The sequence below is a fragment of the Pedococcus sp. P2_F6 genome (assembly GCF_056403675.1).
On sequence record NZ_JBFUEZ010000001.1, the window covers coordinates 188,143 to 202,694 of the forward strand.

Here is a 14,552-nt window from a genome sequence, read left to right on the forward strand (position 1 = left end):
CCGGCTCGGTCGTCGCGTGCCGCGGGATCGGCGGGTCAGCGGACGCCGCGGGGGCGGAACTGGATCGAGATGCGCGGACCGACCGCCTTGGTGGTCTTGGGGATCGCGTGGTCCCACGTGCGCTGGCACGAGCCACCCATGACCACCAGGTCGCCGTGGCCGAGGGAGAAGCCCCTCGACTCCCCGCCACCCCGTGGCCGCAGGGCCAGGGTGCGGGCCGAGCCGATCGACAGGATCGCGACCATGGTGTCAGGTCCTTGGCGCGGCCTATCCGGTCGCCGTGCCACGCGACGGAGTCGCGGCCGTCGCGGTAGAGACACATCCCGGCGGTCACGAAGGGCTCGCCGAGCTCCGCGGCATACCACCGGGACAGGGCGTCGCGGGCCTGCGTGAGGACCGGGTGGGGGAGAGCCTCGTCCTCGTCGTAGAACTTCAGCAGTCGGGGAACATCCACCATCCGCTCGTACATCTCGCGGCGCTCCGCGTGCCACGGCACCTCGCGGTGCAGGGACTCGAACAGCGTGTCGGCGCCGGCGAGCCAGCCCGGTCGGTAGTCGACCCACGCGCCGCGCGACAGCTCCGTGCGCGTCAGGCCCCCCGACAACGGGTGCAGCTCGATCTCGTCAGCGGTGTCGAGGAGCGAGCCCTGGAAGGCCATGGACATGCCCCCACGATAACCCATCTTCGAACAGGTGTTCTAGCCTTTGCGCGTCTGTCGGGCTCGGTAACTCCAAGCGGTTCTCCAAGTGGTGCTGCCGGGTGGCGCTACCGTCGTCCCATGGCGGAGAGGGACACTGGCGACGACAAGCTGGCCAGCGGACTGGCGTGTGGTTTGTGGGTGGGGCTGGTCGCAGTGGTGCTGCTGGTCCTGATCGTCGTCGTGGCGGTTTACGGCTTCGGTCTCTGAGCCGCGCGGCACGGCAGACGAGCTTCGGGCCCGGGACTTGCGACAATGGAGGCATGCCGCTCTACCGCGACGAAGGGATCGTCCTGCGCACCCAGAAGCTGGGTGAGGCCGACCGCATCGTCACCCTGCTCACGCGCACCCTGGGCAAGGTCCGCGTCGTCGGCAAGGGCGTCCGTCGCACCAAGAGCCGCTTCGGGGCGCGGCTCGAACCGGCGATGATGGTGGACGTCCAGTGCTACGAGGGCCGCAACCTCGACACCGTGACCCAGGCCGAGACGCTGGCCTCCTGGGGTGACGTGCTGGCGCGGGACTACACGACCTACACCGCCGCGGCCGCGATGCTCGAGACCGCCGACCGGCTCACCGAGGAGCGCGAACCCAACCTCCAGCAGTACCTCCTGCTCCAGGGCGCGCTGCGCTCGATGGCCGAGGGACTGCACGACCCCGGCCTGGTCCTCGACGCCTACCTGCTTCGCGCGCTCGCCGTGGCCGGCTGGGCGCCGAGCTTCCACGACTGTGCACGCTGTGGCGCCGAGGGGCCGCACCGCGCGTTCAACCTCGCCTCGGGTGGCACTGTCTGCCCCGTATGCCGTCCGGTCGGGTCTGCTGCGCCCGCGCCCGAGACGCTCGCACTCTTGGCCGCCCTGCTGGCCGGGGACTGGGTCATCGCCGACGCGTCGCAGGGGCGGCACCGCCGGGAGGGCAGCACCCTGGCCAGCGCCTTCCTCCAGTGGCACCTCGAGCGGGGTGTGCGATCGTTGCGCCTCGTGGACCGACGTGACCCCGACCAGCCCCGGCTCGACTCCCGCGTGACGTGGTCGCCCGCACCGCTCAGCGTGGTGGAGAAGGTCGAGGCGGCACACGCCGCCGCCCAGGTGGCCAAGGCGTGAGCACGGCATACCCCCGGCCGTTCGCCCACCCGAGCGGCGCCCAGCCACCGTCGCTGCCCGCCGAGCTCGTGCCACGCCACGTCGCGATCGTCATGGACGGCAACGGACGCTGGGCCAACCAGCGAGGCCTGCCCCGCACCAAGGGCCACGAAGCCGGAGAGGCGGCCCTGCTCGACGTGACGGCCGGTGCGATCGAGGCCGGTGTGACCCACCTGTCGGCGTACGCCTTCTCCACCGAGAACTGGAAGCGCAGCCCCGACGAGGTGCGTTTCCTCATGGGCTTCAACCGCGACGTGATCCGGCGCCGTCGCGACCAGCTGCACGAGTGGGGCGTCCGCATGCGGTGGGTCGGTCGGCGGCCGCGCCTGTGGGGCTCGGTCATCAAGGAGCTCGAGATCGCCCAGGAGCTGACCAGGCACAACACCGGGCTGACCCTGTACTTCTGCGTCAACTACGGCGGGCGTGCGGAGATCGCCGACGCGGTGCAGCGGATCGCCGAGCAGGTGCAGCGCGGCAAGCTCAAGCCGGGATCGATCGACGAGAAGACGATCGCGCGGCACCTGCCCGAGGCCGACATGCCGGACGTCGACCTGTTCGTGCGCAGCTCGGGGGAGCAGCGGACCAGCAACTTCCTGCTGTGGCAGAGCGCCTACGCCGAGATGGTCTTCCAGGACACGCTGTGGCCCGACTACGACCGGCGCCACCTGTGGGCGGCCATCCAGACCTACGCCGAGCGTGATCGACGCTACGGCGGGGCAGTCGACCTTTCCACGACCTGAGGAGGGGCCTCCCACCGCCAGCAGCGGTCAGGACGAGGCGCAGGTGGCGCAGGTGCCGAAGATCTCCAGCGTGTGGCGCACCTCGGTGAACCCGTGCTCCGCACTGACCCGAGCCGCCCATGCCTCGACGGCCGCACCCTCGACCTCGACGGTCCGGCCGCACTCGCGGCAGACCAGGTGGTGGTGGTGGCCGGTCGAGCAGGCGCGGTAGACGGCTTCGCCCTCGTCGGTGCGCAACATGTCGATCTCGCCCTCGGCGGCCATCGCCTGGAGGTTGCGGTAGACGGTGGCGAGCCCGACCTTGTCCCCGCCCTCGCGCAGCAGGGCGTGCAGCTCCTGCGCAGAGCGGAACTCGCCGGTCTCGGCCAGGACGGCAGTGACAGCGGCTCGCTGGCGGGTGGGGCGCCGGGCGCCCTCGGTGGTATGCCGTTCCTGGACTCCGGTCATTGTGGTGCCTTCTCCTTCTCGGCCTCATGACTGCCGTCGTGCGGACTGCCGTCGGGTGAGCTGCCGTCGTGGTGGTGGCTGATCGCCTCGTGCCTGGCGGGGTCGTGCTCGTCGTAGTGACCCTCGTGCGGAGCGTGCCGGTGCCCGTCGTGGACGTAGTCGACGTGGTCGCCGTGGGCGACTGCGGGGTGGCCGCACTCGGGACCGTGCTCGTGGTCGTGGCGCTCGGCTCTTCGGTGCTGGTGGGCCCGCGCCCTGGCGACTGCCGCCGTGCCGGTGGCGGCCACCACGAAGAACCCGATGGCCAGCAGCACGATCGTTCCGCCGGAAGGGGTTTCGGCGTAGAACGACATGATCACCCCGCCGACACTGGACACGACGCCCACGAGCACCGCCCATCGCGTGGATGCGCGGAAGCTGCGCCCCAGCAGCTGGGCGGTCGCGTTGGGGATGATCATGAGGGCGCTGATGAGCAGCAGCCCGACCACGCGCATCGACACCACGACCGTCACCGCTGTGAGCACGGCCAGGGCGATGTTGAGGCCGGTGACGGGAAGCCCGCTGGCCCGGGCGTACTCCTCGTCGTTGGCGACGGCGAACAGCCACGGCCGGAGCAGCCAGGTCGCGAAGAGCACCACGAGGGCGAGTCCGGCGAACACCCACAGGTCGCGCTGGTCGGCCGTGGTGATCGCACCGAACAGGTAGGCCGTGAGGTTGGCCGGGCTGCTGCTCGGCGACTTCGCGATGATCACCACACCGGCGGCGATACCGCCGTAGAACATCACGGCGAGGGCGATGTCGCCACTGGTCCGGCCCCGCCCGCGGATCACCTCGATCGCGACCGCCGCGGCAACGGCAGCCACCAGGGCAGTGACGACCGGGGCCTGGCCGGTGAGCACGCCGACCGCGACACCGGCGAGGGCGACGTGACCCATGCCGTCACCGATGAGGGACAGCCGGCGCTGGACGAGGAAGACCCCGACGAGGGGCGCGGCGACACCGACCAGGACGGCGGCGATGAGGGCCTGCCGCATGAAGTCGAGGGACAGCAGCTCACTCATGAACGCACACCTCCGCGCGGGTCGAGGGGGCCGGCTGATGGGGCGCCGGGCAGTCTCGAGGTGGTCATGCGGTCCTCGTCCTCGTGGTGGTGGTTGTCGGCGGACGACGCGAACTCGCCTGTCCGGGCAGCGAACTCGTCACGCGACCCGTCGAAGGCGATCCGCCCGGCTTGCACGACCACGATCCGGGTGACGATGTCGGCGAGGGCGGCGAGCTCGTGGGTGACGATGACCATCGTGGTGCCGCGTCCGGCGAGCCGGGCCAGCACCGCCGACAGCACCTGCTGGTTGGCGGCGTCCACCCCGGCAGTCGGCTCGTCCATCAGCAGGACGTCGGGGTTGGACGCCAGCGCCCGGGCGATGAGGACGCGGCGCTGCTGGCCGCCCGACAGGGTTGCCACGTCGGCGTGCGCACGGTCGTTCAGCCCGACGACGTCGAGGGCGCGGTCGATGATGGCGGCGTCCTGCGCCGTCCTGATGACCGGTCGCCACCAGCGGTGGTGGGGCAGTCGTCCGACCGCGACGATCTCGGTGACGGTGGCTCGCACGGACGCCGAGAGGGTGTGCCGTTGGGGCACGTAACCGAGCCGGGCGAAGTCCGAGAAGGACTCACGCGGCTGGCCGAACAGCTCCACGTCGCCACCGAGGTGGTCGTTGAGGCCGAGCAGACCGCGGACCAGGGTCGACTTGCCGGACCCGTTCGGCCCGAGGACTGCCACCACCTCTCCGGGACGGACCGTCAGGGTGGCGCCGGTGACGACCGGCTGGTCGGCGTAGCCGAAGCTCGCGCGCCGCAGCTCGATGATCGGTGGCACGTCCGTGGTGGTCATGAACACTCCTGTCCCGCGCGCAGGATCCCGAGGTTGGCCCGCATCACCGCGGGGTAGTCGCGACCGGCCGAGGCGCTGGTGATGCCCTCGATCGGGTCGAGCACGGCCAGTCTCGCACCGGTCTCCCGGGCCAGTGTCTTGGCGACGTCCTCGCTCACGAGCGTCTCGGCATATACGGTGCTCGCGCCGGTCTCGCGGATGTGCCTGGTCAGCACCGCCATGGCAGCTGGGCTCGGTTCGGCGTCGGGGGTCAGGCCCGTGATCGACTCCTGGTGGAAGCCGTAGGACTCGGAGAGGTAGCCGAAGGCAGCGTGCGAGGTGACGAGCTCGTGGTTGGCGCAGCTTTTCAAGCCGGTCCGGAACTCGGCGTCCAGGGTGGTCATCGCCGCTCGGAACGCCTTCGCATTCGCCTGGTATGCCGCGGCGTTGGCCTTGTCTCGTGCCGCCAGCTCCGCGGCGATCGCGTCGCCGACGTCGGCGTAGCGCATGGGGTCGAGCCAGAAGTGCGGGTCGCGAGGGCTTGACGCGTCGGCTGCGTGCCCGGCGTGTTCCTCCTGCGTCTCGCCACCGTGGTCGTGACCGTCCTCGACCGCGACCAGGTCGAGCCGGGCGGCAGGGGAGACGTCGAGAGCCGTGTCGCGTGCCTGCCCCTCGACGGCGGCGTCGACAGCGGGCTGGAAGTGCTTCTCGTAGACCACGACGTCCGCCTCCGCGACCTTCGCGACCTGCCGCGGGCTGAGCTCGAGGTCGTGCGGCTCGGCGCCGGGCTTGGTCAGGCCTGTGACGACCACGTGGCTGCCCCCGATCTGGGACACGGCGTACTCCAGGGGGTAGAAGGCGGCCACGACACCCAGTCGACCGTCGTCGGCGCCGCGCCCCCCGGCCCCACCGCAGGCGGAGACCATGGCGATGGACAAGAGGCCTGCGACCAGACCGAGGGGGCGAAGCGTCATGACAATCATTCTCATCTGAAGTGAGAACGATTGTCAAAATCGCCTGGCGACGCTCAGGTGCGCGGGATTGCTCGCGTGATGGTGATGGCCACGGCGATCAGGAGGACCGCGAACCTGCCCAGTCGTGCGGTTCGGTCCAGCGCCGGCCACGCCAGGTAGAGGGTCCAGCCGAGGAAGGCCACGACGACCGCGAGGAACAGCCAGCCCCACGTCGGGACGAGGACGCCGGCGACCATCAGGCCCAGGACCAGCAGGAAGGGGACCGCACGAGGCATCCGGTTCAGGGCGTTGATGACGGGCAGGCTGACGTCGGCGACGCGTTCACGCAGGGAGGGCACGGGCGAAACCCTATGTCGTCAGGTGCCTCGGACCTGCGCCAGCGCCGTCGCGAACCGCGGCAGGCTCTGCTCCATCACCGGGAGGGTCTGGGTCAGGGAGATCCGGAAGAAGCCCGGCGTCTCGAAGATCCTGCCGGGCATCACGATCACGCCCAGGTCTGAGAGCAGTCGCACGAACGCCTCGTCGTCGGGCACCGGCGAGCGGGGAAAGAGGTAGAAGGTCGCCTCGGGCACCCTGAGGTCGTAGCCGATCCGACGAAGTCCCTCGACCATGAAGTCACGCTTGACCTGCAAGTGAGCCACATCGAGGCTGAGCTCCTCGAGGCGCGGGGTGGCGTACTGCATCACGTTGTTCGGGAAGAGCCACCCCGCAGCGATCTGGACGCTCTCCACGGCCTCGATGATGGCGTCCACCACGTCGGCGGGCATCGACGGGGGCAGCGCGAGGTAGCCCAGCCGCTGCCCCGGTGACACCAGGACCTTGCCGTAGGAGTAGCAGAGCAGGGTGTAGGGGTAGTGCTGGCCCGGGCTGACGAAGCGTGCCCCGTCGAAGACCAGCCGGTTGTACGCCTCGTCGGACACGAGGTAGATCCGCCGGCCGTTCCTGGCGGACGCCTCCTCGAGCAGCGCGCCCAGGGCTTGCAGGGTCGACTCCGGGTAGATCCGACCGGTGGGGTTGTTCGGGGTGTTCACGATGACCACCCGAGTCCTCGGGGTGATCGCGGCCTCGATGGCGGCGAGGTCGAGGTCGAACGTCGCGGGGTCGATCCGCACCTTGATCGGCACCAGGCTGGCCTCGAGGACCAGGGACTCGTACAGGAACCACGGTGGCAGGCTGAAGATGACCTCGTCGCCGGGGTCCGCCACGGTCTTGAGCGCGGTGGCGATGGCACCGAAGCCGCCGGTGGTCATGCGGACGCGGTCGGCCGGCCACGCGATCCCGAGGTGCCGCGACAGCGAGGCGGCGGCCGCCTCCTGGGCCGGCTCCTGGCTGAACTTGTAGGCGAACCAGAGCTCGTCCTTGGGCAGGGCGGCCTCTCGCAGCGCCTCGACGTAGGCCGGCTGGGGCAGCTCGTGCGGGTCGCCGAAGGTGAAGTCGAGCACGCCGGGCTCGAGCCGGCGCTCCTGGTAGCCGGACTTGCGGGCGAAGTCGAAGAGCATCCGGAAGGACTCGGCCTGCTGGATCCGCACCGCCCGTGTGGAGACGGGGTGGTCACTCATGGCCACCAAGGCTAGACGGGGCCCGTGGTGGTCGGGACCACCATTCGACGGAGGCGGCCACGCGGCATACCCGTCGAGAGCCGAGCCGACGCACGCACAGTAACCTTCTGCGCATGGCTGCACCTTCCACCGTCGACACCGTCGTCTCCCTCTGCAAGCGCCGAGGCTTCGTCTTTCCCTGCGGGGAGATCTACGGAGGTACGAGGTCGGCCTGGGACTACGGCCCGCTCGGCGTCGAGCTGAAGGAGAACATCAAGCGCCAGTGGTGGAAGAGCATGGTCACCAGCCGCGACGACGTCGTGGGTCTGGACTCCTCGGTGATCCTTCCGCTCCAGACCTGGGAGGCCTCCGGCCACGTCGCGACGTTCTCCGACCCGCTCGTCGAGTGCCTGTCCTGCCACAAGCGGTTCCGCGCCGACCACCTCCAGGAAGCGGTGTTCGAGAAGTCGGGGGCCAAGCACGGGCTGACTTCGCCCGACGAGGTCAAGCTCGCCGACGTCGCCTGCACCAACTGCGGCACCCGTGGCCAGTGGACCGAGCCGCGCCAGTTCTCCGGGCTGCTGAAGACCTACCTCGGTGTCGTCGAGGACGAGTCGGGCCTGCACTACCTGCGGCCCGAGACCGCTCAGGGCATCTTCCTCAACTTCCTCAACGTGATGAACACGGCCCGCAAGAAGCCGCCGTTCGGCATCGCCCAGACCGGCAAGAGCTTCCGCAACGAGATCACCCCGGGCAACTTCATCTTCCGCACGCGCGAGTTCGAGCAGATGGAGATGGAGTTCTTCGTCAAGCCCGGCGAGGACGAGGACTGGCACCAGTACTGGATCGACGAGCGCACCCGCTGGTACACCGACCTCGGGATCAACCCCGACAACCTGCGCCACTTCGAGCACGCCCAGGAGAAGCTCAGCCACTACTCCAAGCGCACCGTCGACATCGAGTACCGCTTCGGCTTCACCGGCAGCGAGTGGGGCGAGCTCGAGGGCATCGCCAACCGCACCGACTTCGACCTCACGACGCACAGCAAGCACTCGGGCACCGACCTCGTCTACTTCGACCAGGCGAGCGGCGAGAAGTACACGCCCTACGTCATCGAGCCCGCGGCGGGCCTGTCGCGGAGCCTGATGACCTTCCTCGTCGACGCCTACACCGAGGACGAGGCGCCCAACACCAAGGGCGGTGTCGACAAGCGCGTCGTGCTCAAGCTCGACAAGCGCCTCGCCCCGGTCAAGGCCGCCGTGCTCCCGCTGTCGCGCAACGCCGACCTGTCGCCGAAGGCCCGCGACCTCGCGGCCACCCTGCGCCAGCACTGGAACATCGACTTCGACGACGCGGGGGCGATCGGTCGTCGCTACCGTCGTCAGGACGAGATCGGCACGCCGTTCTGCATCACCGTGGACTTCGACACCCTCGAGGACCAGGCGGTCACGATCCGTGAGCGCGACACCATGGCGCAGGAGCGCGTCTCGCTCGACAAGGTCGAGGAGTACCTCGGAGGGCGCCTGCTCGGCTGCTGACGCCAACCTTTTGCGTGGTCTCGTGCGTTACTGAGGTGAGATGACTCGCCGAGGTGGGAGGTGGCATGCGGCACGAGGTGGACGAGGAGTTCGCCCGCTACGTGCGGGCGCGCCAGCACCGGTTGCTTCGCGCGGCGTACCTCGTCTGCGGTGACGCCCACCTGGCCGAGGACCTCCTCCAGGGAGCGCTGACCAAGGTCGCAGCCCGTTGGGACAGGCTCCGGCACGAGAACCCTGACGCCTACGTGCGGCGGATCCTCTACCGCGACGCCGTGTCCTCGTGGCGCAGGACTCGGCGCGAGTCGCTGTCGTCCCTGCCGCTCATCGAGGTCCCGGTCCACGACCGATCGGAACAGACCGGGCAGCGGGTCGACCTCGAACGAGCCCTGGCAGAGCTCACGCCCAAGCAGCGCGCGATGGTCGTGCTGCGCTTCTTCGAGGACCGCAGCGAAGCAGAGACCGCGGAGGTGCTCGGCGTCTCGGTCGGCACGGTGAAGAGCCAGACGCACGCGGCGCTGGGTCGGCTGCGCACGCTGCTGCCGGACTTCGCGCCACACCTGTCCGGAAAGGACCAGCCATGACCGAACGGGATCTCGGCAGCCTCCTCGAGCGGGCCAGCGAGCAGCTGCCGGAGGTGGACTTCGCCCAGGGCGCGTGGGCTGCTGCCAAGGCCGAGCGAGCACGTCGCCGCCGGTTGGCGGTGGGCGCCGTCGGTGTCGTCGCGGCGGTGGGGCTGGCTGTCGCCGCCGTCCAGCTGGGGGGCTCCACCAAGCCCCGGCCGACGCCCGCCATCACCTCCACGACGCCGGCCCGCACCGGCACCCTGTCGGACGGAACGGCATACGCGGTCATGCCCCTGGAGGGCGCCGAGGCGCAGCTGCCCGACTTCGATGCCGGGCTGCCCTCGGTCATCGACGTCCGCGCCAGGAGCGCCGCCCACCCGTTTGCCGGCCCGCCCGCGTCAGTGGTCGCGGTCTACCTGCGCGCGGACGGGGACGTCTTCCATCCCGTGCTCGTGGCGAGGGACGGGACGCAGACCGTCGTCGACAAGGTCGACCTGGTGAGCACGGACGAGGCCAACGGGAACGCCGCGACGCCGCTGGGTCCCCGTGCCTTCGGCGGGGGAGGGCGGTACGTCGTGTTCCCCCAACGGGACCACGTGGTCCGCCTCGACACCCAGACCGGTGAAACGGTCTCCTATCCGGTGCCGTCCCTGGTCGTGGAGTGGGCCGGATGGAATGCCTCGGGCAGTGCGATTGTGGCTCGGGATGCCGATCATCAGGCCTGGGTCATCGACCCCGGGAAACCGGGCGCGAAGGCCGTGCGGGTCGATGCTGGGTACGACGGAACTTTCCGGGTCACGTCTGTCGACATGAACTCGGACGGGCTGATGGTCACGAGGTTCGACGAGCTGGGGCACCCAGGGGCTGAGTCCCCCGTGCGGGCCCCGGTGGCCTCAGTGTTTAAGGACACGGTCAGCACGGGTGTGTTGGCGGCGACGGGTGTGTTCTTCGACCAGAACGTGACGGCAGAGGTGATTCGGCGCGGCAACGGCCCGATCTACCAGGGACTGTTGGTCGTCGACGCGGGGTCTGCCTCGGCCCGTGTCCTGCTGGCACCGGAGAACCCGGACGGACAGACCGGCCGGTTCAAGGGGTGCTGCACGGTGCTCGGCTGGGCCGACGCCACGACCGTCCTGTACGAGTCGGTCGGCAGCCACGGCCGGTGGATCTTGGCCTGGAACGTCGACACCGGAGCGGTCTACGACGTGTCCCGTCTGACCACTGGCGCTGCCGACGACCCGCCGACCGCCATCGCGCTCAACGTTGGCGTGCGCAACTGACCCGGCACCTGTCCGATGGGGGCCCACCTGACAGACGTCATGGGGACGTCGTGACGACTGTCCGAGACCAGGGGCGGTCCCTCGCGGCATCGTGGCGCCATGCCACAGATGCAGACCCCCGCGAAGACGCTCGGGGTGCCACGAGCCGCGGAGGAGCTGCCTGCCATCGAGCTCCGCGGGCTCACCAAGAGCTTCGGCAGCGTGCGCGCCGTCCGGGGGATCGACCTGACGGTGCGACCCGGCGAGATCGTCGCGTTCCTCGGTCCCAACGGGGCAGGCAAGACCACCACCATCGACCTGGTGCTCGGGCTGTCCCGCCCGGACCAGGGGAGCGCGCAGGTCTACGGCATGGAGCCCTCGGCGGCAGTCCGACGTGGGCTGGTCTCGGCCGTGATGCAGACCGGCGGACTCCTCAAGGACCTCACGGTCGAGGAGACCCTGCGGCTCACCGCGAGCCTGTTCAGCAACACGCGACCGGTGGCCGAGGTGCTGGGTCGCGCCGGCATCTCGGACATCGCCGGACGGCGGGTCGTGAAGTGCTCCGGCGGCCAGCAGCAGCGGCTGCGGTTCGCCATGGCGTTGCTGCCGGACCCTGAGCTCCTCGTCCTCGACGAGCCCACGACCGGCATGGACGTCACGGGGCGTCGCGACTTCTGGGGGGCGATCCGTGAGGACGCCGAGCAGGGGCGCACGGTGCTGTTCGCCACGCACTACCTCGAGGAGGCCGATGCCTACGCGGACCGGATCGTCCTGGTCAGCCACGGCCAGGTGGTCGCCGACGGCACGGCGGCGCAGGTCAAGGCACTGGTGTCAGGCAGGACGGTCCGCGCGACGTGGCCAGGCGCGGATGTCGTTGCGCTGCAAGAACTTCCCGGGGTCGAAACCGTGGAGGTGAGGGGTGACTCCATCCTCATCGCGTCCACCGACAGCGATGCCGTCGCCCGTCACCTGCTCGTGTCCACCGACGCTCGCGACCTCGAGATCACCTCGCGCGGGCTGGAGGACGCCTTCATCTCGCTCACCACCGACGAAGGACAGCCATGAGCACCACCACGTCCACCACCGCGTCCGCGGTCCCGCAGCGGGACGTCCCACCTCTCGGCGGTTTCAACAGCACCCTGCTGCGGCTCGAGCTGCGCCGCATGCTCCGCAACCGGAGGACCGTGATCTTCTCGGTTGTGCTCCCCGTCGTCTTCTTCCTCCTGTTCGGGACCGGGAAGGACTACTCGCTGAAGAGCGCCGGGGCGCACGGCAACTGGGCGGCCTCGATCATGATCTCGATGGCGTTGTACGGCGCGATGCTCTCCACGACGGCGGGTGGCGCCATGGTCGCCACGGAACGCAGCCAGGGATGGAGCCGCCAGCTGCGGCTCACCCCGCTCACGCCCGCGGCATACATCGTCGTGAAGGTGCTCGTCGCAATGCTCCTCGGTGCGGTCTCGGTTGCTGTGACGTATGCCGCGGGGGGCTTCACCCAGGCGCAGCTGGACGGCCCCCTGTGGGTCGAGACAGCCCTGATCGCGTGGGTGGGGTCGCTCGTCTTCGCGGCGTTCGGGGTGTTCATGGGCTACCTGCTGCCGAGCGAGAACGTCATGCAGATCCTCGGTCCGGGCCTGGCCCTGTTGGCCTTCCTGGGTGGCTTGTTCACGCCGCTCGACCAGATGGGGTCGACGTTCCAGACGATCGCGAAGCTCACCCCGATGTACGGCCTCAGCGAGCTGGCCCATGCGCCGCTGAAGGGGACAAGTCCTGGGTGGGCGGCGGTCGTCAACGTGGCGCTGTGGCTCGTGGTCTTTGCGGGAGGGGCGGCATGGCGCTTCCGACGCGACACGGCGCGCGTCTGAGCCTGCTGCGGGCGTTGCGCCCATTCACCACCGACCCCGTCTCTGCGAGGCTGGGGCCTGTGAGCGAGCACAGCACCGAGGACGTGGTCCCGGGAACCCCCGGGCGCGTGGGGGCTCCCGAGCCGCGCCCGCAGTTCTTCGCGGGCACGGGCGAGAACACCTGGGGCGAACGAGTCCTCGGCTTCTTCTTCGCCAGCATCTGGCTGGTGTTCCTCTGGGACGCTGTCGGTGCGGCCTGGGAGCAGCGAGAGACCCTGCGCGCCGATGGTGGTCTGGTGGTGCTCGCGCTGTTCGTCGTGCTCTACCTCGTGCACTTCTCCCACCTGCGAGCGGCGGTCTGGGGGACCCGCGGGTCGATCGCCTCGCGTTGGTACGTCACGTCGGTGGGGCTCCTCTACTGGGCCGCCCTGGCGGTCCTGGCTGCCCTCGCCCCCCTCACCATCGGCCAGGAAGGTGCAGCCACGTGGGTGTTCCTCGCGGTGTCGGGGTTGTGGACCTTCCAGGTCCGCATCGGGTTGGCCATCGGTGGGGCGCTGGTGGCGCTCTACGAGTTCCTCACCTTCCACGTCGACGGCTGGCGTCACGACGCGAGCATCAGCATGTCGATGGTGCTCGCCATGGCCGCCGTCACCGGAGGGATGATCGCGTCGCAGCGGCAGCGTGCCCTGGCCGAGGCGCGTGAGGAGAACGCACGCCTGGCCATCCAGGACGAGCGCAACCGGATGGCCCGCGACGTCCACGACATCCTCGGCCACAGCCTCACGGTCATCACCGTCAAGGCCGAGCTGGCCGCGCGGTTGATGGACGTCAGCCCCGAGCGGGCCAAGGTGGAGGTCGGGGACCTCGAGCGGCTCGCCCGGGACGCCCTCGCCGACGTGCGCCAGGCGGTCGCGGGTTTCCGCGAGACGTCGTTGCCGGCCGAGCTGGCCCGTGCCCGGTCCTCGCTGGCATCCGCCGGGATCGAGGCAGACCTGCCCACCGCGGCCGACGCCGTGCCCAGCCACCTGCGCGAGCTGTGCGCCTGGACGCTGCGCGAAGGCGTCACGAACGTCATCCGGCACAGCGGTGCCACCAGCTGTCGAGTGACTCTCGACGAGCGGGGGATCACCGTCGTCGACAACGGTGCCGGCGCCCGGCCGGGCACGCCCGGCACCGGACTGCTCGGACTCAAGGAACGCGCTGAGGGCGCCGGCGCCCGGCTCGTCACGGGGCCCGTCTCACCACACGGCTTCGAGCTGTCGGTCACCTCCTCGCCGCCCCCGCGCTCCGTGGATCCGGACTGGCACGAGAGGGTTCAGGCATGACGATCCGCCTGCTGCTGGCCGACGACCAGGCCATGGTCCGCGGTGCCATCGCCACCCTCCTCGGGCTCGAACCCGACATGGAGGTCGTGGCGGAGGTCGGCAGCGGTGATGCCGTGGTCGCCGCGGCTCGCAGCAGCAAGCCGGACGTTGCGCTGATCGACGTCGAGATGCCGGGGCTGGACGGGATCGCTGCCACCGCGGCACTCCACGAGGCAATGCCCGGCGTGCGGGTGCTGATCGTCACGACGTTCGGCCGCCCCGGCTTCCTGCGTCGCGCGCTGCAGGCCGGCGCCAGTGGCTTCGTCGTCAAGGACACTCCCGCCCGCCAGCTCGCCGAAGCCGTGCGCCGCGTGCACTCGGGGCTGAGGGTGGTCGACCCGGCCCTGGCCGCAGACTCGCTGGCCGGTGGTGAGTCGCCGCTCACGGCGCGCGAGACCGAGGTGCTGATCGCTGCCCGCGAGGGCGGGTCGGTGGCGGACATCGCCCGGCACGTGAGCCTCTCCGAGGGCACCGTGCGCAACCACCTCTCGTCAGCGATCGGCAAGACCATGGCACGCAACCGCGCGGACGCCGTGCGGATCGCCGACGAGTACGGCTGGCTCTGAGCGGTGGTTGTGT

The 14,552-nt window shown here is 70.1% G+C and carries 16 protein-coding genes and 1 pseudogene; 10 read left to right on the top strand and 7 right to left on the bottom strand.

Features of this window, described 5'->3' with window-relative positions:
* Window positions 1-35: 35 nt before the first annotated feature.
* Window positions 36-664, bottom strand: a pseudogene (locus tag AC1DWP_RS00850) (alpha-ketoglutarate-dependent dioxygenase AlkB).
* Between the two features lie 114 nt (window positions 665-778).
* Between AC1DWP_RS00850 and AC1DWP_RS00855 the strand changes: the two are divergent.
* The 3 genes from AC1DWP_RS00855 to AC1DWP_RS00865 are packed head-to-tail and all read left to right on the top strand — an operon-like array spanning window position 779 to window position 2,576.
* On the top strand, window positions 779-907 hold the full coding sequence (locus tag AC1DWP_RS00855; protein ID WP_477612565.1) for a hypothetical protein: 129 nt from the start codon (window positions 779-781) through the stop codon (window positions 905-907).
* Between the two features lie 53 nt (window positions 908-960).
* Window positions 961-1,797, top strand: coding sequence for a DNA repair protein RecO (gene recO / locus AC1DWP_RS00860; RefSeq protein ID WP_477612566.1), 837 nt, complete (start codon window positions 961-963; stop codon window positions 1,795-1,797).
* Window positions 1,794-2,576, top strand: coding sequence for an isoprenyl transferase (locus AC1DWP_RS00865; protein WP_477612567.1), 783 nt, complete (start codon window positions 1,794-1,796; stop codon window positions 2,574-2,576). Before recO ends, AC1DWP_RS00865 begins: the two co-directional genes overlap by 4 nt.
* A 27-nt stretch (window positions 2,577-2,603) precedes the next feature.
* Here the strand turns inward: AC1DWP_RS00865 and AC1DWP_RS00870 are convergent, their stop codons facing one another.
* The 6 genes from AC1DWP_RS00870 to AC1DWP_RS00895 are packed head-to-tail and all read right to left on the bottom strand — an operon-like array spanning window position 2,604 to window position 7,426.
* Window positions 2,604-3,023 carry a Fur family transcriptional regulator gene (locus tag AC1DWP_RS00870; protein ID WP_477612568.1) on the bottom strand — a complete coding sequence of 140 codons (420 nt, stop codon included), beginning with the start codon at window positions 3,021-3,023 and terminating at the stop codon, window positions 2,604-2,606.
* The gene (locus AC1DWP_RS00875) at window positions 3,020-4,084 is read right to left on the bottom strand and encodes a metal ABC transporter permease (protein ID WP_477612569.1); all 1,065 of its coding nucleotides are present in this window, start codon (window positions 4,082-4,084) and stop codon (window positions 3,020-3,022) included. Before AC1DWP_RS00875 ends, AC1DWP_RS00870 begins: the two co-directional genes overlap by 4 nt.
* Window positions 4,081-4,914, bottom strand: coding sequence for a metal ABC transporter ATP-binding protein (locus AC1DWP_RS00880; protein ID WP_477612570.1), 834 nt, complete (start codon window positions 4,912-4,914; stop codon window positions 4,081-4,083). The genes AC1DWP_RS00875 and AC1DWP_RS00880 overlap by 4 nt, the downstream gene beginning before the upstream one ends.
* Window positions 4,911-5,867: a metal ABC transporter substrate-binding protein gene (locus AC1DWP_RS00885; protein ID WP_477612571.1), complete on the bottom strand. Its 957-nt coding sequence runs from the start codon at window positions 5,865-5,867 to the stop codon at window positions 4,911-4,913. Before AC1DWP_RS00885 ends, AC1DWP_RS00880 begins: the two co-directional genes overlap by 4 nt.
* A gap of 53 nt (window positions 5,868-5,920) precedes the next feature.
* The gene (locus tag AC1DWP_RS00890; RefSeq protein WP_477612572.1) at window positions 5,921-6,205 is read right to left on the bottom strand and encodes a DUF6703 family protein; all 285 of its coding nucleotides are present in this window, start codon (window positions 6,203-6,205) and stop codon (window positions 5,921-5,923) included.
* A gap of 18 nt (window positions 6,206-6,223) precedes the next feature.
* Window positions 6,224-7,426 (bottom strand): aminotransferase class I/II-fold pyridoxal phosphate-dependent enzyme, encoded by a 1,203-nt coding sequence (locus AC1DWP_RS00895; protein ID WP_477612573.1) that lies wholly within the window; start codon window positions 7,424-7,426, stop codon window positions 6,224-6,226.
* Window positions 7,427-7,539: 113 nt separating this feature from the next.
* Between AC1DWP_RS00895 and AC1DWP_RS00900 the strand changes: the two genes are divergently transcribed.
* The 7 genes from AC1DWP_RS00900 to AC1DWP_RS00930 all read left to right on the top strand — a co-directional run bounded on the left by AC1DWP_RS00900 (window position 7,540) and on the right by AC1DWP_RS00930 (window position 14,539).
* A complete protein-coding gene (locus tag AC1DWP_RS00900; RefSeq protein WP_477612574.1) occupies window positions 7,540-8,943 on the top strand; it encodes a glycine--tRNA ligase in 1,404 nt (467 codons plus the stop codon).
* A gap of 65 nt (window positions 8,944-9,008) precedes the next feature.
* Entirely contained in the window at window positions 9,009-9,524 is a 516-nt protein-coding gene (locus AC1DWP_RS00905) for a SigE family RNA polymerase sigma factor (RefSeq protein ID WP_477612575.1), read from the top strand.
* Window positions 9,521-10,786 carry a hypothetical protein gene (locus AC1DWP_RS00910; RefSeq protein ID WP_477612576.1) on the top strand — a complete coding sequence of 422 codons (1,266 nt, stop codon included), beginning with the start codon at window positions 9,521-9,523 and terminating at the stop codon, window positions 10,784-10,786. The genes AC1DWP_RS00905 and AC1DWP_RS00910 overlap by 4 nt, the downstream gene beginning before the upstream one ends.
* A gap of 108 nt (window positions 10,787-10,894) precedes the next feature.
* On the top strand, window positions 10,895-11,830 hold the full coding sequence (locus tag AC1DWP_RS00915; RefSeq protein WP_477613407.1) for an ABC transporter ATP-binding protein: 936 nt from the start codon (window positions 10,895-10,897) through the stop codon (window positions 11,828-11,830).
* On the top strand, window positions 11,827-12,630 hold the full coding sequence (locus AC1DWP_RS00920; RefSeq protein ID WP_477612577.1) for an ABC transporter permease: 804 nt from the start codon (window positions 11,827-11,829) through the stop codon (window positions 12,628-12,630). The genes AC1DWP_RS00915 and AC1DWP_RS00920 overlap by 4 nt, the downstream gene beginning before the upstream one ends.
* A 59-nt stretch (window positions 12,631-12,689) precedes the next feature.
* The gene (locus tag AC1DWP_RS00925) at window positions 12,690-13,934 is read left to right on the top strand and encodes a sensor histidine kinase (RefSeq protein WP_477612578.1); all 1,245 of its coding nucleotides are present in this window, start codon (window positions 12,690-12,692) and stop codon (window positions 13,932-13,934) included.
* Window positions 13,931-14,539, top strand: a complete 609-nt coding sequence (locus AC1DWP_RS00930; RefSeq protein ID WP_477612579.1) for a response regulator transcription factor — start codon at window positions 13,931-13,933, stop codon at window positions 14,537-14,539. Before AC1DWP_RS00925 ends, AC1DWP_RS00930 begins: the two co-directional genes overlap by 4 nt.
* Window positions 14,540-14,552 lie beyond the last annotated feature (13 nt).